Source organism: Carnobacterium sp. CP1 (assembly GCF_001483965.1).
Taxonomy (GTDB): domain Bacteria; phylum Bacillota; class Bacilli; order Lactobacillales; family Carnobacteriaceae; genus Carnobacterium_A; species Carnobacterium_A antarcticum.
In genome coordinates, this window is the sequence record NZ_CP010796.1 from 454,677 (window position 1) to 480,171 (window position 25,495).

At 38.3% G+C, this 25,495-nt stretch carries 21 protein-coding genes; 19 read left to right on the forward strand and 2 right to left on the reverse strand.

Translation table 11 applies throughout. The annotated features are described in order from the left end of the window. The first annotated feature begins 7 nt into the window (after positions 1–7). From NY10_RS02420 to NY10_RS02430, 3 genes are all read left to right on the forward strand, one after another. Positions 8–874 carry a DegV family protein gene (locus NY10_RS02420; protein WP_058918496.1) on the forward strand — a complete coding sequence of 289 codons (867 nt, stop codon included), beginning with the start codon at positions 8–10 and terminating at the stop codon, positions 872–874. A gap of 120 nt (positions 875–994) precedes the next feature. Continuing rightward, entirely contained in the window at positions 995–3,328 is a 2,334-nt protein-coding gene (gene recJ / locus NY10_RS02425) for a single-stranded-DNA-specific exonuclease RecJ (RefSeq protein ID WP_058918497.1), read from the forward strand. A gap of 23 nt (positions 3,329–3,351) precedes the next feature. After that, positions 3,352–3,864 carry an adenine phosphoribosyltransferase gene (locus NY10_RS02430; protein ID WP_058920206.1) on the forward strand — a complete coding sequence of 171 codons (513 nt, stop codon included), beginning with the start codon at positions 3,352–3,354 and terminating at the stop codon, positions 3,862–3,864. Positions 3,865–3,933: 69 nt separating this feature from the next. Here NY10_RS02430 and lexA read toward each other — a convergent pair whose 3' ends face one another. Continuing rightward, positions 3,934–4,557 carry a transcriptional repressor LexA gene (gene lexA, locus NY10_RS02435; protein ID WP_058918498.1) on the reverse strand — a complete coding sequence of 208 codons (624 nt, stop codon included), beginning with the start codon at positions 4,555–4,557 and terminating at the stop codon, positions 3,934–3,936. A gap of 162 nt (positions 4,558–4,719) precedes the next feature. On the opposite strand from lexA, the gene NY10_RS02440 reads away from it, so the two are divergent. From NY10_RS02440 to NY10_RS02460, 5 genes are all read left to right on the forward strand, one after another. Then, a complete protein-coding gene (locus tag NY10_RS02440) occupies positions 4,720–4,962 on the forward strand; it encodes a DUF896 family protein (protein ID WP_058918499.1) in 243 nt (80 codons plus the stop codon). Between the two features lie 120 nt (positions 4,963–5,082). Beyond that, entirely contained in the window at positions 5,083–7,086 is a 2,004-nt protein-coding gene (gene tkt / locus NY10_RS02445) for a transketolase (RefSeq protein ID WP_197408971.1), read from the forward strand. Positions 7,087–7,273: 187 nt separating this feature from the next. Then, a complete protein-coding gene (locus tag NY10_RS02450) occupies positions 7,274–7,510 on the forward strand; it encodes a YneF family protein (protein WP_058918501.1) in 237 nt (78 codons plus the stop codon). Between the two features lie 114 nt (positions 7,511–7,624). Continuing rightward, a complete protein-coding gene (locus NY10_RS02455) occupies positions 7,625–9,376 on the forward strand; it encodes an ABC transporter ATP-binding protein (RefSeq protein ID WP_058918502.1) in 1,752 nt (583 codons plus the stop codon). Further along, complete coding sequence (locus tag NY10_RS02460) at positions 9,376–11,160, forward strand: ABC transporter ATP-binding protein (RefSeq protein WP_058918503.1); 1,785 nt, start codon at positions 9,376–9,378, stop codon at positions 11,158–11,160. The genes NY10_RS02455 and NY10_RS02460 overlap by 1 nt, the downstream gene beginning before the upstream one ends. A 316-nt stretch (positions 11,161–11,476) precedes the next feature. On the opposite strand, the gene NY10_RS02465 is transcribed toward NY10_RS02460, so the two are convergent. Then, a complete protein-coding gene (locus NY10_RS02465) occupies positions 11,477–12,097 on the reverse strand; it encodes a lysophospholipid acyltransferase family protein (protein ID WP_058918504.1) in 621 nt (206 codons plus the stop codon). Between the two features lie 295 nt (positions 12,098–12,392). Here NY10_RS02465 and NY10_RS02470 point away from each other — a divergent pair, with 295 nt between their 5' ends. The 11 genes from NY10_RS02470 (at position 12,393) to rseP (ending at position 25,467) form a co-directional block, all read left to right on the forward strand. Then, positions 12,393–15,620 carry a DEAD/DEAH box helicase gene (locus NY10_RS02470; protein WP_058918505.1) on the forward strand — a complete coding sequence of 1,076 codons (3,228 nt, stop codon included), beginning with the start codon at positions 12,393–12,395 and terminating at the stop codon, positions 15,618–15,620. Positions 15,621–15,673: 53 nt separating this feature from the next. Further along, complete coding sequence (locus tag NY10_RS02475; RefSeq protein WP_058918506.1) at positions 15,674–16,000, forward strand: DsrE family protein; 327 nt, start codon at positions 15,674–15,676, stop codon at positions 15,998–16,000. 204 nt (positions 16,001–16,204) lie between these two features. Next, the gene (rpsB, locus tag NY10_RS02480; protein ID WP_058918507.1) at positions 16,205–16,990 is read left to right on the forward strand and encodes a 30S ribosomal protein S2; all 786 of its coding nucleotides are present in this window, start codon (positions 16,205–16,207) and stop codon (positions 16,988–16,990) included. Between the two features lie 159 nt (positions 16,991–17,149). After that, on the forward strand, positions 17,150–18,031 hold the full coding sequence (gene tsf / locus NY10_RS02485) for a translation elongation factor Ts (protein ID WP_058918508.1): 882 nt from the start codon (positions 17,150–17,152) through the stop codon (positions 18,029–18,031). Between the two features lie 199 nt (positions 18,032–18,230). After that, complete coding sequence (gene pyrH / locus NY10_RS02490; protein WP_058918509.1) at positions 18,231–18,959, forward strand: UMP kinase; 729 nt, start codon at positions 18,231–18,233, stop codon at positions 18,957–18,959. Continuing rightward, positions 18,956–19,513 (forward strand): ribosome recycling factor, encoded by a 558-nt coding sequence (frr, locus tag NY10_RS02495; RefSeq protein ID WP_058918510.1) that lies wholly within the window; start codon positions 18,956–18,958, stop codon positions 19,511–19,513. The genes pyrH and frr overlap by 4 nt, the downstream gene beginning before the upstream one ends. A gap of 411 nt (positions 19,514–19,924) precedes the next feature. After that, positions 19,925–20,977 (forward strand): hypothetical protein, encoded by a 1,053-nt coding sequence (locus NY10_RS02500; RefSeq protein ID WP_058918511.1) that lies wholly within the window; start codon positions 19,925–19,927, stop codon positions 20,975–20,977. Positions 20,978–21,410: 433 nt separating this feature from the next. Continuing rightward, entirely contained in the window at positions 21,411–22,178 is a 768-nt protein-coding gene (uppS, locus tag NY10_RS02505; protein WP_058918512.1) for an undecaprenyl pyrophosphate synthase, read from the forward strand. A gap of 17 nt (positions 22,179–22,195) precedes the next feature. Beyond that, positions 22,196–22,981 (forward strand): phosphatidate cytidylyltransferase, encoded by a 786-nt coding sequence (locus NY10_RS02510; protein WP_058918513.1) that lies wholly within the window; start codon positions 22,196–22,198, stop codon positions 22,979–22,981. Positions 22,982–23,016: 35 nt separating this feature from the next. Continuing rightward, the gene (gene dxr / locus NY10_RS02515) at positions 23,017–24,180 is read left to right on the forward strand and encodes a 1-deoxy-D-xylulose-5-phosphate reductoisomerase (RefSeq protein WP_231726758.1); all 1,164 of its coding nucleotides are present in this window, start codon (positions 23,017–23,019) and stop codon (positions 24,178–24,180) included. Positions 24,181–24,192: 12 nt separating this feature from the next. Beyond that, positions 24,193–25,467, forward strand: coding sequence for an RIP metalloprotease RseP (rseP, locus tag NY10_RS02520; protein ID WP_058918514.1), 1,275 nt, complete (start codon positions 24,193–24,195; stop codon positions 25,465–25,467). The last annotated feature ends 28 nt before the right edge of the window (positions 25,468–25,495 follow it).

The window sequence follows — 25,495 nt, forward strand, 5'->3', positions numbered from 1 at the left end:
GATAATTATGAACAAAGAAAAAATTGCTTTTCTCGTCGATTCTGGGTCCAATGTCCCTGAAGAAATCGTTAAGTTAGGAAATATGAAAGTTATTCCTTTAAAAATTATCTATAATAATGAAGAATTCACTGATAATGTGGATATCACAGCGCAAGATGTATATGATCGGTTAGAAGAAGAAATACCTAAAACTTCATTGCCGAGCGGCGAAACCATCACTGAAATGCTGGAAGAAATTCAATCAGAAGGCTTTGAAAAAGTGATCTGTGTCACTATTTCTAGTGGACTGAGCGGCACAAACAATATGGTTCGAGTAGTGGCGGAACAGTTTAAAGATTTGGATATCTTCACAGTTGATACAAAAAATATCGGAATCGGCAGCGGGTTGATTGCTGTCCAAGCCTATACTTATGTTGCAGAAGGCTTGGATTGGGAAATCATCAAAACTAAATTAGAAGAAGATGTTGCGAAGTCTAAAATCTTTTTCCACGTACCAACGTTAGAGTATCTGCAAAAAGGTGGTCGAATCGGTTTGGTCGCTTCTGTCTTGGGTAATATGTTAAATTTAAAACCTATTATTACCTGCAATGAAGACGGGGTTTATGATACCGTCGCTAAAATACGCGGCAGCAAGAAAAGTGTTCAAAAAGCAATTTCTTTAGCAGTTGAATTTGCAGGAACGGCTAAAAAATACCATTTAGCTATTGCTTATGGCGGAAAAACTGCTGAAAGTCAAGTTGCGGGCATTCGTGCTGAACTTAAAAAACAATTGCCTCTTTTTGATAAAATTTACGAAGGTCAAATTAGCCCAGCACTAGGTGTTCATACGGGTCCTGGGTTAATCGGGATCGGTGTCTGTATCGTGGAACCTTAAAGTGAAACGAAAAGCTTTCCTGATTTCTATTAGGAAAGCTTTTTTCTGTTTGTTTTAGACTTTTAAATAACATTTCAGGAGGTTTCTTTGCTATAATATGAAAGTTGGGAGTGAAACGATTTGCTAAAAGCACATACAAAATGGAAAGTAAAAGAAACGATGATGGACAAAGAACATGAAAAAGAATTGAGCCGGAAATTAGGTTTCACATCATTATTTACGACTTTGTGTTTACAAAGGGGCTTAGAGACAGAAGAAGAAATCCAGCATTTTTTGAAGCCCGATGAGACGTGGATTCATGATCCTTTTCTCATGCACGATATGGATAAAGCCGTTTCCCGTATTATGGAAGCAATTGAAAAAGGTGAGCTGATCACTATTTATGGCGACTATGATGCGGATGGTGTCACAAGTACGGCCGTTTTGAAAGAAGCCATCGAAATGATTGGCGGAGAAGTAAATTTTTATATTCCAAATCGATTTAGCGACGGTTACGGTCCGAATACTCAGGCGTTTGAAAAATTGATTGAAGCTGGAACTGGGTTGATCGTTACCTGTGACAATGGTGTTTCAGGACATGAGGCGATTGCTAAAGCCAATGAGTTAGGAATTGATGTAGTCATAACCGACCATCATGAATTGCCTGCAATCTTGCCAGCGGCTTATGCAATTGTTCATCCCCGTCATCCAAATGGCCACTATCCATTTAAAGATTTGGCAGGAGTAGGAGTAGCGTTTAAGCTGGCGACTGCTTTACTGGGTGAAGTTCCACTTGAATTACTCGATTTAGTAGCTGTTGGTACCGTGGCGGATTTAGTTTCTTTATTAGGAGAAAACCGGGCTTTGGTCATGCAAGGAATAGCTGTTTTAAGAGAATCGCAAAGAGTGGGTTTAGCTGCTTTATGCAAGGTGGCTGGAGCCAAGCAATCAGAAGTAGATGAAGAGACGATTGGCTTTATTTTAGCCCCTCGGTTGAATGCGATTGGGCGTTTAGGCGAGGCTGCTCCTGCTGTAGAATTGTTGACGACATTCGATGAGGCCGAAGCGAATTCTTTAGCCCAGTTAATTAATGAGAAAAATAAAGAACGACAAGCCTTGGTTTCAACCATCACAGCTGAAGCTTTTGATATGATTGAAAAAAGCGATGCGAACCCGCATGTGTATGTATTAGCAAAAGAAGGCTGGCATGAAGGAGTTTTAGGAATCGTGGCCAGCAAAGTGGTTGGCAAGACTGGAAAACCAGCCATTGTATTGAATATGGATAGGACGAATGGGACAGCTAAAGGGTCAGGACGAAGCGTGTCAGCTTACCATCTGTATGAAGCATTAGAAGATGTCAGTCACCTGACGACGAATTTTGGCGGACACCATATGGCAGCAGGTTTGACACTGCCTGTCGAGAATATTGGTGCGATTCAAACAGAACTCAATGCTTTCTTACTGCAAAGCGGTTTAGCTGAGCAGTTAACGGAAGAAATCGTAGTTGATGAACGGTTGACCATAGCTGAGAGTAGCGTGGAATCAATCGAAGAGCTGCAAAAGCTTGCTCCTTTTGGAACGGATAATCCTAAACCGGTCTTTTTATTCGAAAATGTAAAAGCACAAGATGTTCGACGTATCGGCGGAGATAATGCACATTTGAAATTAAAAATAATGGATGAAGCAGCATCTTTAGATGTGATTGGTTTTCAATTCGGCCCTGTTGCAGCTGAGATTGGTGCTGATGCTGAACTATCGATTGTGGGACAGTTAAGCATCAATGAATGGAATGGGTTGCGTAAGCCTCAGTTGATGATTGAAGATTTGGCAATTGAGGGAGTGCAAGTTTTTGATTTGAGAAGTACTCAAATCGCTCCAGCAATTTGGCAGATGGCACCTGCTGATTATTTATTTTTCAATGAAAAAAACTATCAACAATATGAAAGCAGCATCACTGAGACAAGTTACGGTCATTTGATCACTGATCAAGAAAGTGCCGAGGGTTTTATCCTGCACACGGATCAACTTATTTTAGTTGATTGCCCCTCAGATTTAACTTTATTAAGCACTGTATTGAATCAGGTAGAGCCAACAAAGGTTGTGGCTTGTTTCTTTAACCAAGAAGAAGCTTATCTTACTGGAATACCTAGTCGGATGCAATTTTCACAAGTTTTTAAGTATACTGCAACTCATATTGATATTGATGTTCGTCATAAAATAAGTTTATTAGCAACGCATTTGAAAATAAAAGAAAAACTATTGATTTTTATGATTTCTGTGTTTTTTGAAGTAGGATTTGTTACAATAAAAGACGGTGTTATGAATATTGTTCCAAATGCTGAAAAGAAAGAGTTGACTGAATCGACTACTTATCAAAACCGTTTGAAAAAAATAGCAGCTGAAGAAGCTTTGATCTATAGTCGGTTTACTGAACTAGAAACTTGGTTAAAACAACAGTTGAAAAAAGAACTGTAAAATTGGATGGAGGAAAAGTTTCAATGGACTTAAAAAAATATATTGCAAATGTACCCGATTTTCCCGAAGAAGGCATTATCTTTCGTGATATTTCACCTTTAATGGCAGATGGAGAAGCTTATCGTTATGCTACCAACGAAATCGTTCAATACGCAAAAAATAAAGGCGTGGATATGATTGTTGGACCTGAAGCTCGTGGATTTATTGTAGGATGTCCCGTTGCCTATGAATTAGGTATCGGTTTTGCGCCGGCACGTAAAAAAGGAAAATTACCTCGTGACACAGTCGAAGTCAACTATGGTTTAGAATACGGCAATGACGTTTTGCAAATTCATAAAGATGCTATCAAACCTGGACAAAAAGTGCTGGTTTGCGATGATTTACTAGCTACTGGTGGAACAATTGCGGCAACAGTCAAATTGATTGAGCAACTAGGAGGAGAAGTAGTCGGTATGGCTTTCTTAGTTGAGTTAACCGATTTAAATGGACGTGACAAAATTAAAGGATACGATATTTTAGCTTTAATGGAATACTAGAAGCTTGATAAACTAATAATGGACAATACAAAAAGTCGTTAAACAAAATTTGTTTAGCGACTTTTTGTATTAAAATATATGGCTGCGGTAAAGTCCTACGACTTTTCCTAAAACAGATACTTCATCTAAAATAATAGCATCCATGGTCTCATTTTCCGGCTGCAAACGATAATAATGATCTTCTTTATAAAACCTCTTACATGTTGCTTCGTCTTCATTGGTCAAGGCAATAACGATATCTCCGTTGTTGGCGCTGGATTGTTTGCGGACGATCACTTCATCACCATCAAAAATCCCAGCATCGATCATGCTTTCCCCACGGATAGTCAACATGAAAAGCGATTCGCTTTCTTGTTTTAAGTTTGGCGGAAGCGGAAAATAATCAGTCGCTTCTTCTACTGCTAAGATGGGTTCGCCCGCTGTAACAGTTCCTAGCAAAGGAATTTGTTTTAATTGAACACCTAATTTTGATAACCCCGTAGCTGTTAATTCGATTGCTCTCGGCTTACTAGGATCTCGTTGGATAAACCCGTTTTTTTCCAATCTGGACAGATGCCCATGGACAGTCGATGTAGAAGATAAAGAAACGGCTGTTCCAATCTCGCGTACAGTCGGTGGGTAACCTTTTGATTGGACTTGTTCGTGGATATATTGTAATACTTCAATTTGTCTAGATTCTGGAGTTTTACGCATAAATAGCTGCACCTCAATTCCTATATATTTCTTATTCATAGAATACCATAAAATTATATGCGAATCAAACAAATGTTCGCTATATTTAAAAATCACTTTGATGTATTTTATAGGATTTTTTTGGTATAGTAGCTAAAGAATACAAATAATGGAGTGAGTAAAATGTTACCTAAAGAACAATTGACCAGAATCAATGAATTAGCAAATAAATCTAAAGCTGAAGGGCTGAGCTTGTCTGAACAAGCAGAACAAAAAAAACTTCGCGAAGCGTATTTAGCGGCTTTTCGGGGAGGAATGCGCAATCATATCGAAGGACTAAAAGTTGTTGATGAGGAAGGCAACGATGTGACTCCCGATAAATTGAAAGAAATCCAAAAAGAAAAAGGCATCCACGACCGTTCCTAACAAATGGAGCGATAAATAGTGCAGGTATTAAGAAAAGAAAGACTGTTTTTATAAAAAATGCATTCAGTGATTGCTTCAATGGGAATAAAACAGTAAAATAGAGGTATTACAATTGAAAGGATGATTTACTTGTTTGACAATACGGACCAATTAGCGGTAAATACAATTAGAACACTGAGTATAGACGGAGTGCAAAAAGCCAATTCTGGTCACCCAGGCTTGCCGATGGGGGCAGCGCCGATGGCGTATACTCTTTGGACGCAACAATTAAAAGTAAACCCTAAAAATTCAACGTGGGTGGATCGTGATCGGTTTGTCCTTTCAGCCGGCCATGGTTCAATGATGTTGTACAGCCTTTTACACCTTGCAGGCTATCAGGTGTCGATTGATGATCTAAAACAATTCCGCCAATGGGAAAGCAAGACTCCTGGACACCCAGAAGTTCACTATACCGATGGGGTTGAAGCGACTACTGGTCCATTAGGACAAGGGATCGCAAATGCTGTAGGAATGGCAATGGCTGAAGCCCATTTAGCCGCTACGTATAACAAAGAAAATCACCAAATCGTGGATCATTACACGTATGCTTTGTGTGGCGATGGCGATTTAATGGAAGGGGTTTCTGCAGAAGCAGCAAGTTTAGCGGGTCATTTAGAGTTAGGTAAACTGATCATGTTATACGATTCGAATGATATTTCATTGGATGGACCGACTTCAAAAGCCTTCACTGAAAACGTTGGAAAACGGTTTGAAGCGTACAATTGGCACTATATTTTAGTAAAAGATGGAAACGATTTAGACGAAATCAATGCTGCACTTGAAGCAGCAAAAGCAGAAACAACGAAACCAACCTTGATCGAAGTGAAAACGGTGATCGGTTTTGGGGCTCCTAATGCGGGATCTCATAAAGTCCACGGTGCTCCACTAGGTCCAGAAGGGATCGAAGCAGCGAAAAAAGCTTACGGATGGGAAGGCGAAGACTTCTTCGTGCCCGTTGAAGTAGCACAACGTTTCAAAGAAACGATGGTCGATAAAGGCGTTGCAGCGGAAAAAGAATGGACGGCTGCTTTTGAAGCTTACCGTAAAGATCATCCTGAACTAGCGGCTCAATTCGAATTGTCGATGACTACTGAATTGCCAGAAGGTTGGGACAGTGAATTGCCAAGCTTCTCCGTAGAAGACGACGCTTTAGCTTCTCGTGTTACCGGAAGCCAAGTTTTGACTGCTATCTCTGAAAAAGTTCCTTATTTCTGGGGCGGATCAGCCGACTTATCGTCTTCAAACAACACGATGGTCGCTGGAGAAAAAGATTTCCAACCGGGACAATATGAAGGACGGAACATTTGGTACGGTGTCCGTGAGTTTGCAATGACAGCTGCTGCTAACGGAATCGCTTTACATGGCGGTTCAAGAACCTATGTAGGCACGTTCTTTGTCTTTACCGATTATTTACGTGCAGCGATTCGTTTAGCGGCGATCTCGAAATTGCCGGTAACCTATGTGTTTACCCATGATTCGGTGGCGGTCGGCGAAGATGGACCGACCCATGAACCGGTTGAACACTTGTCTAGCTTACGCGGCATGCCGAATTTAACTGTTTTGCGTCCAGCAGACGGGAATGAAGTAACCGCTGCTTGGAAGATCGCAATAACGTCAACGGATCACCCGACATTATTGGTCTTGTCTCGTCAAAACTTGCCTGTTTTACCAGGCACACAAGAAAAAGCGCAAGAAAGCGTGGCTAAAGGGGCATATGTTCTTTCGCCTCAATCAGGAGAAACGCCTGAAGGCATCTTGATTGCGACTGGTTCTGAAGTAGCCTTAGCATTAGAGGCTCAAAAAGCATTAAAAGCAGACGGGAAAGATGTCTCCGTGGTTTCGATGCCAAGTTTTGATCTATTTGAAAAACAAGACGCAGCTTACCAAGAGTCTGTCTTACCGAATGCCGTCCGCAAACGGGTTTCCATTGAAATGGGCGCCAGCTTTGGCTGGGAACGCTATGTTGGTCTAGATGGAGCTATGGTAGCCATCGACAAATATGGCGCGAGTGCACCTGGTGCTACGGTTATTGAAAATTATGGGTTTACAGTGGAAAATGTTGTAGCGGCTTACAGTAAGCTATAGACTATTTCTTCATTTGTCAGCCATGTGGATTGAGAACAGTTCAATTCACATGGCTTTCTTATATGGAAATTGAAAGATCTTCAGGCAAACGGTACATTTTTTTCTTAAGTAAGGCGTTTAGCTATTTATTTTTAGTTTAAAGTCTAGTACAATTAACCATTGAGAGATTTTGAAAGGAGTGAATGAAATGAGCACAGGTTTAGCAATACTTTTTATTATTCTTGCGTTAATTGCAGGTTTAGTTGGTGGATTTTTCTTAGCAAGAAAATACATGATGGATTATTTCAAAAAGAACCCGCCAATTAATGAAGATACTTTACGTATGTTGATGATGCAAATGGGTCAAAAACCATCTGAAAAGAAAATCAAACAAATGATGGCATCGATGAAAGTGCAATCAGATAAAGCAAATAAAAAAAAATAAGCGGCATATGATGTTTTGCTTATATTATTTATGTGAGCAGATTTTTTCTGTTCGCATTTTTTATTTCATAAGCAGCCTTTTAAAAGGACAAAAAAGGAGTAGGTGAAAAGTTATATGGGCGTCTATAAAAAGTTAGGTTGGTTTTTTAAGCAAGAGAAAAAAGCCTATATTACAGGGATCAGTTTTTTAATTCTGGTTTCAATTTTACAACTATTGCCACCGAGAATCCTTGGAATCGTGATCGATGAAATCAAACAAGGTTCTTTGACCAAAATAGTTTTGATTAAATGGCTCATTATCTTAACAGTCACAGCTCTTACACAATATCTTTTTCGCTATATTTGGCGTATGAACATCTGGGGAACATCCGCTAAGCTAGAACGGATTTTACGGAAACGTTTATTCGATCATTTTACGGAGATGGATAATAGTTTTTTCCAAAAATACCGTACAGGAGACTTGATGGCGCATGCGACGAATGACTTAAATGCCATCCGAAACGTAGCTGGAGGCGGGATTTTAACTTTTGTGGATTCTATTATTACGGGCGGCATAACGATTACAGCTATGATGATAGTGGTTGACTGGCGGCTTACATTGATTGCCTTGATTCCTTTGCCTTTGTTAGGAGTTGCTTCGCGGGTGCTGGGTTCTAAATTGCATACACGTTTCCGTAAAGCACAGGCTGCTTTTTCACATATGAACGATAAAACGCAAGAAAGCATTTCTGGAATGAAAGTGATTAAAACTTTTGGACAGGAAAATGAAGATGTAGAAGATTTTAAATTGAAAACGGCACAGGTTGTTTCTGCGAATAGAAAAGTCTATAAAATTGATTCTTTATTTGATCCAGTAATGACTTTTATTATTGGTATTTCTTATATTTTAACCATTATCGTCGGAGGACATCTTGTGATGACTAATGCGATAACCATCGGTGACTTTGTTACCTTTATCAACTATATCGCGATGTTGGTCTGGCCCATGTTTGCCATTGGACGGTTATTTAATATTCTAGAAAGAGGTAGTGCAAGCTACGACCGGGTTGAAGGTCTTTTGCAAGAAACATCTAAAATCGTTGAAAATCCTGATGCCATTCAAACTGCCATCAAAGGAGATATCGATTACACTGTTGAAAAGTTTTGTTATCCAAAAAGCTCTGCAGTTGTTTTGCAAGACATTCATTTTGAATTGAAACGAGGCCAAACACTTGGAGTAGTTGGTAAAACCGGATCCGGGAAAACAACTATGTTCAAGTTGTTATTGCGTGAATACGACCGCTATAAAGGCCAAATCCGATATGGAAATACAGACATTAGGGATTATTCTTTAAATGCTCTATTGCAGCATATCGGTTATGTGCCGCAAGACCAATTTTTGTTTTCAACGAGCATCAAAGAAAACATTCGTTTTGCAGATCAAGAATTAGATCAATCCGCAGTCGAGCATGCAGCTAAACTAACAGCTGTTCATGAAGATATTATGGAAATGGAGCAAGGCTACGATACTTTAGTGGGAGAGCGCGGAGTTTCATTGTCCGGCGGTCAAAAACAGCGGCTTTCAATTGCTCGTGCTCTAATCATCAAACCAGAACTGTTGATTTTGGACGATGCACTTTCAGCTGTGGACGCCAAAACGGAAGAAGCTATCTTGAATGCTTTGAAACACGAACGGTCAGAACAAACTACGATTATTGCGGCTCATCGCATCAGCAGTGTGTTGCATGCTGATGAGATCATCGTTATCGAAGAAGGAAAAATCATTGAACGCGGGACTCACTTAGAATTATTGGCTCTCAATGGTTGGTATAAAGAAATGTATGACAAACAGCAATTGGAAAGAACAACTGAAGGAGGGGGAGACTAATGGAGCAAAAAACAAGTGGGTCAAAATCCTTTCCTCTTAAAGAACAGTTCCAAATTGTGAGTAGAATATTTAAATTTGGCGCCCCGTTTAAAGGTAAATTTTTTATGGCTATTTTCTTCGGAGTATTAGTGGCTATAACGAATGTAGTGTTGCCTCGTATTTTACAAACGTTTATGGATGATTATCTAGCAACGCAAACAGCCACAACTAGAATTATCGGTTTATTTGCCGCTGCTTATTTCGGAGTAACCTTGCTCAAAATTATTGTTTGGTATTTAAACCTGTACCTGTTTAATTTGGCCTCTGAAAAAACAGTGGAGAATATCCGGAACAAAGTGTTTACTAAATTGCATACTTTAGGGATGAGATTTTTTGATCAAACGCCTGCTGGTTCAATCGTGACGCGCGTAACCAATGATACTGAGACGATCAAAGAGTTTTTTGAAGTATTTCTTACCGTTTTGCAAGGGATTTTTGGAGTTGTAGCTTCTTTTATTGCGATGGCTTTATTAAGTTTGGAAATCACTTTGTGGATCATGTTATTCGTTCCAGTATTACTGATAGTTATTTGGTATTATCAAAAATACAGTTCGACGATCTACCGGAGTATGCGTGAAAAGCTGAGTATCTTAAATACAAAGCTGGCAGAATCAATCTCTGGAATGAGTATCATCCAACAATTTCGACAAGAAAAAAGATTGCAAAAAGATTTTGAAAAAACCAACAGTTCTTATTTCGAATCGCGTTATGCCATGGTTAAAGCCAATGCATTGCTGCTTGGTCCGATCATTAACTTATTGGATACATTAGCTTTGGTAGTCATTTTAAGCTTTTTTGGATACAACGCTTTAACTGGAGCGGTTGGAGTTGGTGTTATTTATGCATTTGCTTCTTATGTGCGAAATTTCTTCAATCCGATGGTTCGTATGATGGATAGCTTGAGTATTTTTCAAGATGGCGTGGTCTCAAGTAACCGGGTATTGAATGTATTGGATAATCAAGAACTCACGCCTCAGCAAGAACCTGATAGCTCTGCGAAGATCAAAGCAGGGAAAATTGAGTTTAAAAATGTTAGTTTTTCTTATGATGGTAAAAAGAATGTGTTAAATAACATTACCTTTACGGCGAATCCCGGCGAAACAGTGGCTCTAGTCGGTCATACAGGAAGTGGGAAAAGTTCTATTATCAATGTAATGATGCGTTTTTATGAATTTTCGGAAGGGGATATTTTAATTGATGGTATTTCGATCAAAAAATACCCGATTGAGGAATTGCGTAGCAAAATGGGGTTGGTTTTGCAAGACTCCTTCTTATTTTACGGAACCATTAATGACAATATTCGTCTGAAAAATCCCGCCATTACTGATCGTCAAGTTGAAGCCGCTGCTCAATTTGTTCAAGCAGATGCCTTTATTGAGCAGCTGCCTAATCAGTATGAATCGAAAGTGATTGAAAGAGGAGCAAGTTATTCCAGTGGTCAAAAACAATTGATTTCTTTTGCTAGTACAATCGTAACGGATCCTAAAATACTGATACTGGACGAAGCAACAGCCAATATTGATACAGAGACAGAAGCATTGATTCAAGAAGGTCTGAATAAAATGCGGCAAGGGCGTACTACATTGGCCATAGCCCATCGATTGTCAACCATTCGTGATGCCAATATGATTTTAGTTTTAGATCATGGTGAGATCATCGAACAAGGAACACATGACGAATTGATTAAACAAAATGGTGTTTACCATGAAATGTACCGACTTCAAAACAATGGTCTGGTGGAATAGTAAAAAAGGGATCTTTATCAAATCGTGTTGGTGTCTCTTAGATTGAAATTTCCTTCGGAACTTACGTGTTTGCTTGTAGAAAGCCATGGGACCGCTTGGAGCCTCTTTGGGTCTCCAGGTTTTCAAGCCTCAAACGAAGCGTAAACGCTTCGTAATTCGCATTGAATCCTTTTCATGGCTACAAGCAGCCACTATTCCTCCAAAAATTTCAAGATTGTAGCATATAGTCATTTCACTTACCAACACCCAAAATGATAGAACCTAAAAAAGGCAACACTTCAGCTGAAGCGTTGCCTTTTTTAGGTAATAAAATGAATTATTTGTGGTAATCGTATTTGTAAGTTGGATCAATTTCATGGTCCAGTTGATCAAAGGCATGCTGAATTTGTTCTTCGATACCTTTCAAGTTATCCTTAGTTAATTTTGTGCTTTTTTCAATGGTGATCGGATCACCAAAGCGGACCGTTATCCGTTTTCGTTTAAGCAGCTCTGAAACGGTCAAAGGACCTTGATAAACTGCTGGGATAATGGGCACACCGCTTAGTTTTGCGATGGTGGCTGCACCGCCTTTGAGCTCAGAAGAATGTCTAGTTCCCGTGGGAAAGATAACAAGACTAAGCTCTCCTTGTTTTAGAATTTTTACAGGTGTTTTGATAGCGCTTGGTCCAGGATTTTGGCGATCAACAGGAAAAGCGTTAGCGTGACGAATGACCCATCCCATAATTGGATTTTTAAACAACTCTTTTTTTGCCATGAACGTGAATTCATGAGGTTTAGCAGCTAGTGCTAAATAAATTGGATCGATCCATGTACGATGAGGAGCTACTAAAATGAAAGAACCTTCTTTAGGCAGCTTCTCTTTATTTTGATAATGCGCATTCCCATTTAAAATGGCTAATAAGAAACCGACGATACTACGTAATACTCTAAAAAACAATGGCTTTCAACCTTTCGCGTTCAGATGACTGAACGATATTGTGATGGTATAATTATGAGCGAGATGAGTTGTTTTAGCAAGCTATTTCAAAAAAACAAGCAATTTTATCTTAGTTTAATTCACCAAAGTATTTGGAAAAAGAAGAAGCGACAGACTCGATTTTGCTTTTATTAAAACCGGCTCTTATTAAAATGAATGAAAAAGTTTTCTTTTTGTACAAGAATGGCGTAGAATAGAGAGATAGTTAAAAATCAAGATGTAAAAGGTAAAATGTATGAAAGTAGGGGAACGTTGAATGAAGTGGAGTATTCCAGAACGTGTTATTGACCAAGCTAGAAAATATGTCGCCGATAAACGAGTCCTTTCAATCAATTCTTATTTTGAAAAAAAGGTATGGGTTGCTGAAGTTATGGGAGATGAAATTTATCGTGTTGAACTAGATGGTACAACTAAAGAAGACGACTATTGTGAATGCAGTTATTGGAAGGAACACGGTTATTGTAGACACACGGTAGCGGTTGAATTAGAACTGCGCGATCGTGGAATCAGTCGGATAATGACAGAAGAAAATGCCAAAGAAGTTGCAGCTGATTCACCCAACCCAGGACAAGAGTTAACGGAATCATTTACGCGGGTTTTCTTAAATGAACACAGAGAAACTTTAACTCCTTTACAAAAGAACCGCATTTTGGAGCTGGAATATAAAATAGAAACGAAACCATTAAGTACAGCACTCGTTCGGTCAAAAAGCGAAGTTTTTGCCTTAAGTATCCGTGCTGGTGTTGATAAACTTTATATTGTTAAAGATTTAACCAGCTTTTTTGACAGTTTTTCAGCTCAAAGCGTGTTTGAAATAAAACCTGGTCAGACGATTGATTTTAAACAAATTAAGTTAACTGACGAAGATGCAGCAATCATGGATTTTCTTCAAAAACAAATTCATTCGAATGCTTTGATCATCGGCAATCAAAAAGAAGCGACATTGTTAACGAATAACAAGCGGTACCTAGTTTTGTCGCCTATACTCGCTGAGTTAACGTTACAAATGCTTCAAGATAGCGGCAATCTTCAATTCGTGAATGGTAAAAATAAATATAAAACGGTTGTTTTTGTGGAAAATCAATTGCCTATTTCTTTTGAATTGTTTCAAAGAAACGGTGTAGTTATATTAGACACATTAAACCTAATTGACAGTTATTTAGATGAATACCAGTGGTTCATTTCTGGAAATGTTATCTTTCAGCCCTCTAAGGAGCAATTGCGGACAGTTCAACCTTTGCGTTACTTTTTGCAGCGTTACGATGGGAAAGATATCGAAATATTGCCAGAAAACATGCCGGATTTCACAGCTTATGTTATGCCGTTATTGACAAAAATGGGAGAGGTGACGATTGATGAAGCATTGAAAAATTCATTTATCCAAGAACCTTTAAAAACGATTATTTATTTTAGATATGAAAAAGAAGCGGTTCACGCAACCGTTGAGTTCAATTATAAACAATTGGTTTTGTCAACCAATCCTGAAGAAAACCAATTGCCAGACGTGGGGGTCCAAATTATTCGGGACAGCCAAAAAGAAATGAGTATATTAAATCGTCTAAAAGAATACAATTACCATCGGACTGAAACAAGTTATACTAAACGTATGGTGCGGGACGAGGATTTTTATACCTTGTTTACACAAGAAATCCCCACACTTGAATTAGAGGCTACTATTTATGTGGATGATTTATTAGACAGTATGTTTTTAGATCAAATCGATCCTGAAACAAGTATAGACGTCCAAAACGATGGATCTTTTTTAGATATTCGCTTTGATATCGGTGGAATTACTTCAGAAGAGGTCGATAAAGTTTTAAAAAGTCTAAGCGAAAAGAAAGCTTTCCATAAATTAGACAATGGAACTTTAATTGACTTGGAAACCGACAACTTTAAACAAATTAGTGATGTATTAAGCGAATTGAGAGTATTGAAGAATTTTCAAAATGGAAAAATCAGTTTGCCAAGTTACCGCGGATTGGAATTACATGAAAAGTTTGGTTTGGAAGAAAAAAATAAACAAACCCTTTCTAGAAAGTTCCAAGACTTGATACAAGATTTAAACTTTCCGGATCAATTTGAAGCAGTTGTGCCAAAAGGATTACACGCTGATTTAAGGCCTTATCAAATCACTGGGTACAAATGGTTGAAGATGCTTTCGAAATACGGATTTGGCGGTATATTAGCCGATGATATGGGGTTGGGTAAAACAATCCAGGTCATCACCTATATCCTTTCTGAAATTGAAGAAAAAGGTAAAAATGATCCTTTCTTGATTGTGGCTCCAGCATCGTTAACCTATAACTGGAATCATGAATTCAAAAAATTTGCACCTTCGATTGAAAACTTTGTAGTTGCTGGTACAGCGGAAGAAAGAATGGCTATCATCGATTCTGTTCAACCCAATCAGGTTTTAATTACTTCATACCCAAGTTTTAGACAAGATGCCGACCTTTATAAAAAGAAGACATTTAGCTTGCTGGCATTGGATGAATCACAAATGGTAAAGAACTACCATACTAAAACAGCCCAGGCACTTAGAGGACTGAGCATTAAGAAACGATTTGCATTAAGCGGGACACCTATAGAAAATAAGATAGAAGAATTATGGGCTATTTTTCAATTGATCATGCCAGGCTTTTTCCCTAGCATTAAACAGTTCAAAACATTGCCTTATGAACAAATTGCGAAAATGATTCGTCCGTTCGTATTGCGCCGAATTAAAAAAGATGTGCTAAAAGAATTGCCTGATAAAATCGAGACAAATTTATACAGTTCCATGACCAAAGAGCAAAAAACGGTTTATCTAGCTTATTTACAACGTATTCAAGAAAGTGTACAAAACATGTCCGGTGAAGATTTCCGTAAAAATCGTATTGAAATTTTATCTGGATTAACGAGATTGCGTCAAATTTGTTGTGATCCAAGATTATTCTTGGAAGACTACGAAGGAGAATCAGGAAAATTAGAGCAATTAAAAGACCTATTGGCGACTGCTAAAGAAAGCGGCAAGCGCGTACTCATTTTCTCGCAATTTACTTCTATGTTGACGATTATTGAAAGAGAACTAGCGACTGAAGGAGTAGATACGTTCTATTTAAGCGGCCAAACAAAACCAAAAGAGCGTTTAGAAATGGTCAATCGCTTCAACGATGGCGAAAAGGAAATTTTCCTAATTTCATTAAAAGCAGGTGGAACAGGCTTGAACTTAACCGGAGCAGACACCGTTATTTTATATGACTTATGGTGGAACCCTGCTGTAGAAGAGCAGGCTGCCGGTCGTGCTCACCGTTTAGGACAAAAGAAAGTCGTTGAAGTTTGGCGTTTGATAGCTGAAGGAACCATTGAAGAAAAAATCAATGCGCTTCAGCAAGAGAAAAAAGCTCTATTTGATCAAGTTATAACTGCTGAAGCTGGGGATCAAAAATCATTGAATCAATTAACGGAATCAGATATTCGTGAAATTTTGAGTATTGGAAACTAAATTTGATCAGTGAATAGGAATAGAAATCAAAGAAACGAGAGGAAGTGATTCAGGTGGCAGATGTTATTTTGCACATTGATGAATTAGAGAAATGGTCTTTAGTCTTAGGAAATGTTCGAAACTTAAAAAAAGCCCAAGCTTCTCTCAAAATTGAAGTGGTGGCTAATGCCGCAGCTGTCAAAGGATATCTTGATTCTGTTCTTTTAGAAGAAATCAAGCCTTTGATTGAGCAACATGTTTGGTTTGTAGCGTGCAATAACGCTTTACGCGCACATGAAATCAAAGAAAATGATCTTGCACCTGAAATTAAAATCGTGCCTTCAGGTGTAATGGAGTTGGTTGTACAACAACAAGCAGGAGCAGCTTATGTGAAACCTTAATAAAAAACAGCTATTCATTTATTTTGGCAAAACAAACTTTTTGGCTTGATTTATTCATCAAGAAACTATATAATAATAAACGGTGCTAAAACACCAAACTATTTCACACCTCAAAGGATGTAAAGGACGGTGCTTGAGCAATCAAGTCTCCTTACAGTTGATTTTGAGGGAGGGAAAATAAAAACCAAATGGAGGAAACAAATCATGGCAGTAATCTCAATGAAACAATTGCTTGAAGCAGGCGTACACTTCGGTCACCAAACACGTCGTTGGAACCCGAAAATGAAACGTTTTATCTTTACAGAAAGAAACGGTATCTACATCATCGACTTACAAAAAACAGTTAAGTTAGCTGATGCAGCATACAACTACATGAAAGAAGTATCTGAAAACGGCGGAATCGCTTTATTCGTAGGTACTAAAAAACAAGCACAAGAAGCTATTAAAGAAGAAGCAATCCGTTCAGGACAATTCTATGTAAACCACCGTTGGTTAGGTGGAACATTAACGAACTGGGATACTATCCAAAAACGTATCAAACGTTTGAAAGAAATCAACAAAATGGAAGAAGACGGAACATTTGAAGTCCTTCCTAAAAAAGAAGTCGGTATCTTATTGAAACAACGTGACCGTTTAGAAAAATTCTTAGGCGGAATCGAAGATATGCCTAGAATTCCAGACGTAATGTTTGTTGTAGACCCTCGTAAAGAGCGTATTGCAATCCAAGAAGCACACAAATTAAACATTCCTATCGTGGCTATGGTTGACACTAACTGTGACCCAGATGAAATCGATGTTATCATTCCATCAAACGATGATGCTATCCGTGCTGTTAAATTGATTACTTCAAAAATGGCTGACGCTATGATCGAAGGAAACCAAGGACAAGACGAAGTTGTTGAAGAAACTTTCACAGCTGAAGCTCCTGCTGCTGAAACAGCATCAATCGAAGAAATCGTTGAAGTTGTTGAAGGCGACAACGCTGAATAATTAAATAATTAACGGCTGTCTCGAGCAAAAGGAGAAGTGAGAAGCGACTTTATACGAAGCGGCATCATTTCAATTTTACTTGGGGCAGTTTTTTTATGAAAATTAAGGGTATTTATTATCTTATGAAAATCAAGGCAACTTATTAGGAGGAAATTTATAATGGTACAAGTAACAGCTGCTTTAGTAAAAAAATTACGTGATATGACAGGTGTCGGCATGATGGACGCTAAAAAAGCATTGGTAGCCGTTGACGGCGATATTGATGCTGCAGTAGACCACTTAAGAGAAACGGGTATGGCAAAAGCTGCTAAAAAAGCAGACCGTATTGCTGCTGAAGGCTTAGCAGGCGTAGACGTTGAAGGCAATGTCGGCGCAATTACAGAAATCAATTCAGAAACAGACTTTGTTTCTAAAAACGAACAATTCCAAAAATTAGTTAAAGACGTAACGACTGCAATTGCTGAAGGCAATCCAGCAACAGTGGAAGAAGCTCAAGCATTAAAAGCAGGAGACGGTACTGTTGAATCTGAAGTTCTTTCAGCAACGACTAAAATTGGAGAAAAAATTGGTTTACGTCGTTTTGCACGTGTAGAAAAAACAGATGCTGATGCTTTTGGCGCTTACACTCATATGGGCGGACGTATCGCTGTGTTGACTGTTCTTGAAGGAACAACTGACGAATCTGTTGCACGTGATGTTGCTATGCACATCGCTGCAATCAACCCTAAATATGTTTCTCGCGACCAAGTTTCTCAAGAAGAAATTGATCATGAAACAAAAATCTTAACAGAACAAGCTTTGAACGAAGGAAAACCAGCTAATATCGTTGAAAAAATGATTGTTGGACGTTTGAACAAATACTTGGCTGAAATCAGCTTGCTTGACCAACCGTTTGTTAAAGATCCAGATATGACTGTTGGCAAATACGTTGCTTCTAAAGGAGCAACTGTTAAATCATTTGTTCGCTTTGAAGTGGGCGAAGGTATTGAAAAACGTGAAGAAAACTTTGCTGAAGAAGTAATGAACCAAGTTAAAAAGTAATATTATTTAATGTTGTAAAAAGGGGAGACGCATTTGCCTGCGTTTCCTTTTTTTATGCCATTTATTCCTTTTGTTGAAAAAACTTCTTGCTGTTTTGAAAAAAGTCAAAAACACGCTTATTCTTAGGAATTATAAATGAAGTTTTTAGCGAGATATGGTAAACTAAAAAGAGTGTAAGAGCCAATGGAGGGAAAAAAGTATGATCGAACCAAAATACAAACGTATCGTCTTAAAACTCAGTGGAGAAGCTTTAGCTGGAGATTCAGGTTTTGGGATTCAACCACCGACGATTCAAAAAATATGTCAAGAAATTAAAGAAGTACATGATTTAGGCGTGGAAATTGCTATTGTAGTCGGCGGTGGAAACATTTGGCGCGGGCAAGTCGGTTCTGAAATGGGAATGGAACGCGCTCAAGCAGACTATATGGGGATGCTTGCTACGGTCATGAATGCTTTAGCATTACAAGACTGTCTTGAAAACGAAGGGGTGCCAACAAGAGTCCAAACTTCAATTGAAATGCGACAAATCGCTGAACCGTATATTCGACGGAAAGCTGAACGCCACCTTGAAAAAGGCCGTGTCGTTATTTTTGCAGGAGGTACAGGAAATCCTTACTTCTCAACAGATACCACAGCAGCTTTACGCGCAGCAGAAATTGGTGCTGATGTTATTTTAATGGCTAAAAACAACGTTGATGGAGTTTACTCAGCTGATCCTAAATTAGATGGTTCAGCAGTTAAATATGAGGAACTGACTCATTTAGAGATTATCAATAAAGGTCTTCAAGTGATGGACACCACAGCTAGCTCGCTAAGTATGGACAACGATATTCCATTGGTTGTTTTTAATTTAAATGAGTCAGGCAATATTAAACGGGTCGCTTTAGGCGAAACGATCGGAACTACAGTCAGGGGGAAAAGAGTATGAGTACACAGTTATTAACTGAAACTAAAGAAAAAATGACTAAAATAGAACAAGCTTTCCAACGCGAATTGGGAACGATCCGCGCAGGACGTGCCAATGCAGGTCTATTGGACCGTATCCAAGTTCTTTATTATGGGATTCCAACTCCATTGAATCAAATCGCTCAAATTTCGATACCAGAACCACGGGTATTAATGATTACGCCTTTTGATAAAACAGCGCTTCAAGATATTGAAAAAGCTTTGTTGCAAAGCGATATCGGAATCAGCCCTAATAATGACGGTAATATTATTCGCTTAGTGATTCCGCAACTAACAGAAGATAGACGGAAAGAGCTAGCGAAACAAGTAGGCAAAGAATCTGAAAATACAAAAGTTTCGGTTCGAAATGTTCGTCGTGAAGCGATTGATGCATTGAAAAAAGCTGAAAAAAATAAAGAATTAACGTCGGACGATGTACATGGCTATGAAGAAGATGTTCAAAAATTAACGGATGCAAGCATTAAGAATATTGATGCAATTGCTGCAGAAAAAGAAAAAGAACTGTTAGACGTTTAATTTTTCTTCTTTTTGAGAGAAGGAAAACACCTCACAACCTGTTTGAAGGGTCGTGAGGTGTTTTTTGCATTATTTTTTTGTTTCAGGTTCATCTTCTTTTAAGAAATAAGAAGTTACCTTTGCGGCTATAGCCGAAACGATAAAACTCACAATAATTCTTTTTAACTGTTTTTTCATTTTGAGCCCTCCCCATGAATCTTAAGACAAGTTTGCTGCCTGAATAAAGTATACCATTTTTTAATTCAAAGCAAAAAACTTAAGGTTTGTTTTACGCTCTTTTATTTCTGATTCAATTCTTTCAGGAAAATAAGTAAGGATGAGCAAAAAGATTGCTGTTACATTCCAAAGGCTTTATGCTTATTTTAAACAACAAATAGAGTCATAAATTCTAGAATGGGGAGCTGAATAAAGATGGAACAAAAAAGATCTAAAGGTTTCAGAAGGTATTTAGTGGAGGATGGTGAAGCTGGTTTTAATATCTCTTGGTCTGCTGTTTTTGCAGGAGTGGTGACGTTTTTGGCGAGCTTGTTTACACTCTCTTTGATTGGATCAGCCATTGGCTTTGGAACAGTAGAACCTACGTCTAATCATCCATTCGATGGAGTGGGTACTGGTTTGATTATTTGGACGATTGTCACTTTTGTTCTTTCTTTGATGGCAGCTGGGTTTATAGCAGGGGTTACTTCACGTCGAGTGGGGATGGTACATGGATTTCTGACTTGGGCCACAAGTGTACTGGTATTATTAGTCATGCTTTCTTATTTGACTGCAGGCGTATTCTCGGCTGTTGGCTCAGCTTTAGGCAGTGTATTTTCAGTAACCGGCAAAGGGGCCGCTACTGTTGCTTCTAGCGCCAGCGATGTTGTTTCAGACAGTTTTGACAAAATCATTGATAATGTAGGCGAAGTTGATACTAACGAAATGGAAACTCAAGTAAATGATGTATTGAAAGATACAGATATTCCAGAATTACAACCAGATTACATCAATAACGAATTAAGTGCAGCTACAGATGAAATCGTTGAAGCAGGAAAAGAGTTGGCAGTGAATCCTGAAAATTCTGATGAGATTATTTCTTCTACAACGGACTCTCTAAAAAACCGCGCACAAAAAATTACAGATTCTGTTGATAAAGACGCGATAGCTAATGCTGTAGAATCAAATACAGATTTAAATGAAGAAGAAGCTCAAGAAGCTACCGACAATATTTACAATGCTGCACAATCCGCTTCTAAAGAGGCAGAAACAAAAATAAACCAAGCTTCTCAAAGCATAGAAGAAGCTCAACAAAAAATCGATCAAACCATCGAAGAAGCTAGAGTAAAAGCAGAAGAAGCATCTGATGCTACTGCCAAAGCTTCTATCTGGGGATTTGTCGCTTTGCTGTTAGGCATGATCGTAACATCTCTATCCGGTTTATGGGGCTCAAACTTTGTAAGAGGACATAATGAAGAGAAAATGTAAATTGAAAAATGACTGAGCAAATAATCATTTTATAAGAATATAAGAACAAGCGAAAGTAAAGCAGCCTTTACTTTCGCTTGTTCTTTGGTTACTACATATACATAAGACACGCTTTTAAATATATTGCACTTAAAAAAGAGATATCGGCAACAGACTGCAAAAAAAAGTTCATTAGTTTTTATTTGTTAGACGAAATCAGTGTATTGCTTGTTAGAGCTTAGAAAGGAAAATAAGGCAAATTCCTTGAGAGTCTATAAGTTATTTTTCTATTAAAAGAAGATAGAAGTACTATACTTTATGTTAGCCATAGTATAAACTATTACAAGTATGGTGTTCACGAAAGCTTATCTAGTAAGAGTAGAAAGCTATTGAAAACCATAATACCTTTCGTGTTATAATAATGTAAGTTGAGCAATGAACTGGAGGGTTTTACTTGAAGAGTTTTTTTGGAAAAAGGAAAAAGAAACAAACCGAATCGTTATTCAAAGAGAATGAAGAGATTCCTCAACATATCGCGATCATCATGGATGGCAATGGCCGTTGGGCGCAAAAAAAAATTATGCCACGAATAGCTGGTCACCGTGAGGGAATGAATACAGTCAAAAAAATAACTAAGCGTGCAAGTCAATTAGGTGTAAAGGTATTGACTCTATATGCCTTTTCAACTGAAAATTGGAAACGTCCAGATCCGGAAGTGAATTTTTTGATGCAATTGCCTGTTGATTTTTTTGATGCTTTTGTACCAGACCTCATTAAAGAAAATGTTAAAGTCCAAGTTATTGGATTTACGGATCAATTGCCAGTACATACACGTAAAGCAGTTAATCAAGCAATTGAAGACACTAAAAACAATACAGGCATGATCCTAAATTTTGCTTTAAATTATGGCAGCCGTAGCGAAATGTTGGAAGCAACAAAAAGAATTGCGGCACAAGTTCAAAATGGCCAATTAGAGATAGAAGAAATTGATGATTCTACTTTTGAATCACAATTGATGACCGCTGAATTAGGAGACTATCAAAATGTTGACTATATGATTCGGACGAGCGGAGAAGAAAGAATCAGCAATTTTTTGCTTTGGCAGAATGCTTATAGTGAATTTTATTTTACAAAAACATTATGGCCTGATTTTGATGAAACAGCTTTAGAAGAAGCGATTGGAATTTACCAAAAACGTCATAGACGTTTTGGTGGATTATAGATTAGGAGGAAGTTTTTTTGAAACAAAGAGTTATTACAGCGGTACTCGCTCTAATCGTTTTTGTACCCATCGTTTACTTGGGGGCATGGCCTTTAGAAATTGTTGTCGCATTACTGGGGTTAATTGGGTTATATGAATTAATTAGAATGAAAGGACACACGATTTTTTCCATTCAAGGTCTAGTTGCTAGTATAGCGTTACTGCTCATTTTGCTGCCTGTTGAGCGCTGGTCCATGCTCACTTCAATTTATTCTATAGAAACATGGTTTTACATTTGCGGATTGATTTTGATGGTTGCTACAGTTTTTTCAAAAAATCATTTTACTTTCGATGATGCTGCTGTTGCTATTTTAGGTTCGATTTATATTGGTTATGGTTTTAAATATTTTTTATTGATACGATCAGAAGGTTTGCCATTATTATTATTAGCATTATTTATCGTCTGGGCAACCGATATCGGAGCGTACTTATTTGGCCGGCAATTCGGAAAACACAAATTGGCTCCTAGTATCAGCCCAAATAAAACCATTGAAGGTTCAGTTGGTGGTATAGTTAGTGCGATCGTAGTCGCGGGGTTGTTTTTCATGATTTATCCGTTAGATTTTTCATTAGGTTGGTGTATGTTGTTGGCAGCTGTAATATCTGTTGCTGGACAATTAGGAGACTTAGTGGAGTCTGCTTTTAAACGTCATTATCAAGTAAAAGATTCTGGTAAATTATTGCCAGGTCACGGAGGCATTCTTGATCGTTTTGACAGTATTTTATTTGCTTTACCAGTGTTGCATTTACTGACACTGATTTAATTCATGAAAGGAAGTGGGGAAGTAGTTGTCAGTTAATGATGACTGCTTTTATTGTCATGAAAAAACTTTGTTTATTAGGTGCGACAGGCTCAGTAGGAATGAATACGATAGAAGTCGTGCGAGCTTATCCGGATCGATTTAAAATTGTGGCTTTCTCATTCTATCAAAATAGTCAAAAAGGCCGAGCTTTGATTGAGTTGCTAAAACCAAAAATGGTAGCTGTTGGAACAAGAACTATGGCATTGCAGCTGCGTTCTGACTATCCCGCTATTACGTTTACATATGGTGTGGAAGGATTGTCAGAACTGGCCGCATTAGAAGAAGTCGATACTGTTGTTACTGCTATTATGGGTAGCGTTGGCGTCGTTCCGACCTTAACGGCTATCGAAGCAGGTAAAGAAATTGCCTTGGCTAATAAAGAAACTTTGGTCATGGCAGGGGAATTAGTAATGGGATTGGCTAAGAAAAAAAAGGTTCGTATTTTTCCAGTAGATAGTGAACATTCAGCAATTTTTCAATGTTTGCAGGGAGAAGATGCAAATAAAGTGAGCCAGCTGTTTATTACAGCTTCTGGAGGCAGTTTTAGAGATTATACACGTGCAGAGCTGAAAAACGTAACAGTGACAGAGGCGTTACGTCATCCAAATTGGTCAATGGGGAAAAAAATTACGATCGATTCAGCAACAATGATGAACAAAGGGCTGGAAGTTATCGAAGCTCAGTGGTTATTCAATGTGAATTATGATAATATTAAGGTTGTTTTACATCGGGAAAGCATTGTTCATTCTATGGTTCAATTTGTCGACGGCACAGTAAAGGCTCAAATGGGTGCAAGTGATATGCGTGAACCCATTCAGTACGCGTTGGGCTACCCTGAACGGATGCCCATTAAAAATCCTAAACCATTTGATTTATCAGCTATTGGCCAGTTGAATTTTGAGAAGATGGACTTTAAACGATTTCCGTTGTTGCAACTTGCTTTTGAAACTGGCAAAATGGGAGGAACTGCTCCCACTGCGATGAATGCCGCTAATGAAGTAGCGGTAGCGGCTTTTTTACAAGAGAAAATTTCTTTTCTGAAAATCGAAGAGCTGGTCAGCCAAGCAGTTTATCATGAAAAGACGATCAAGAACCCAAATTTACAGACCCTTTTAGCGGTTGACGAAGAAACAAGAAAAAGAGTATCCAGTTGGATTTAAAGGAGAGATTTAATGGTCACTACAATTATTACCTTTATACTCGTGTTTAGTGTCTTAGTTATATTCCATGAATTTGGGCATTACTATTTTGCTAAAAAAGCAGGGATTTTAGTAAGAGAATTTGCTATTGGTTTTGGGCCAAAAATATTTTCTTACCGTAAAGACGAAACAACTTTTACCATTCGTATTTTACCGATCGGTGGTTATGTACGGATGGCAGGTTATGAGGAAGAAACTGAAATTAAACCGGGTATGCCGATTGGAATCATATTGAATCAGCAAGATGAAGTCACAACCATCAATACCTATAAGAAAAAACAACTTCTAGAAGCAGTTCCGTTGGAAGTTAGTGCAATTGATTTAGAAAAAGAACTGTACATTGAAGGATATTTAGCTGGTAATGAAACTGAAACAGTCCGGTACAGCGTAAAACGCGATGCCATGTTGATTGAAGAAGACGGTACTGAAGTTCAAATTGCTCCGATAGATGTCCAATTTCAATCAGCCAGTTTGCCACAACGCATGATGACTAATTTTGCCGGACCAATGAATAATATACTTTTAGCCATTGTAGCTTTTATTGTTATGGCCTTTTTGCAAGGGGGCGTAGTCAGCCAAGAAAATCAATTAGGTCCGGTTACTCCAGACAGTGTTGCTGAACAAGCGGGCTTGATCGAAGGCGACCGAGTAACTCAAATTGATGATCAAAAAGTGGCCAATTGGAATGAAATGGTGCAAATAATCCAAAAAAATCCTGAGAAACCCTTAACGTTTACCGTGGAATCTGGAACGGAACCAGCTAAACAAGTTGTTGTAACTCCAGAGAGCAGCAAACAAAGCGACGGCACAGAAATTGGACTGATTGGAGTTCAAGCTTCATTGGATACTTCGATAGGCGCTAAATTAGCTTTCGGTTTCACAGCGACTTGGTCACTGATCATACAAATCATCAGTGTTTTTGGATCGATGTTCACCAAAGGTTTTTCTGTTGATATGTTCGGCGGGCCGGTTGCTATCTATGCAACAACCGAAGCTGTTGTAAAAATGGGATTTTTGGGTGTTTTAAATTGGTTAGCTGTTTTGAGTGTCAACTTAGGAATAGTCAACTTATTGCCCGTTCCAGCGTTAGATGGCGGTAAACTTCTTTTAAACCTAATCGAAGGTATAAGAGGCAAACCGCTTAGCCAAGAAAAAGAAGGCATTATTACACTGATTGGTGTAGGGTTGCTGTTGGTGCTTATGGTATTAGTAACTTGGAACGATATTCAAACGTATTTTTTTAAATAGATAAATAGAACCAAATGAATTAGAAGCA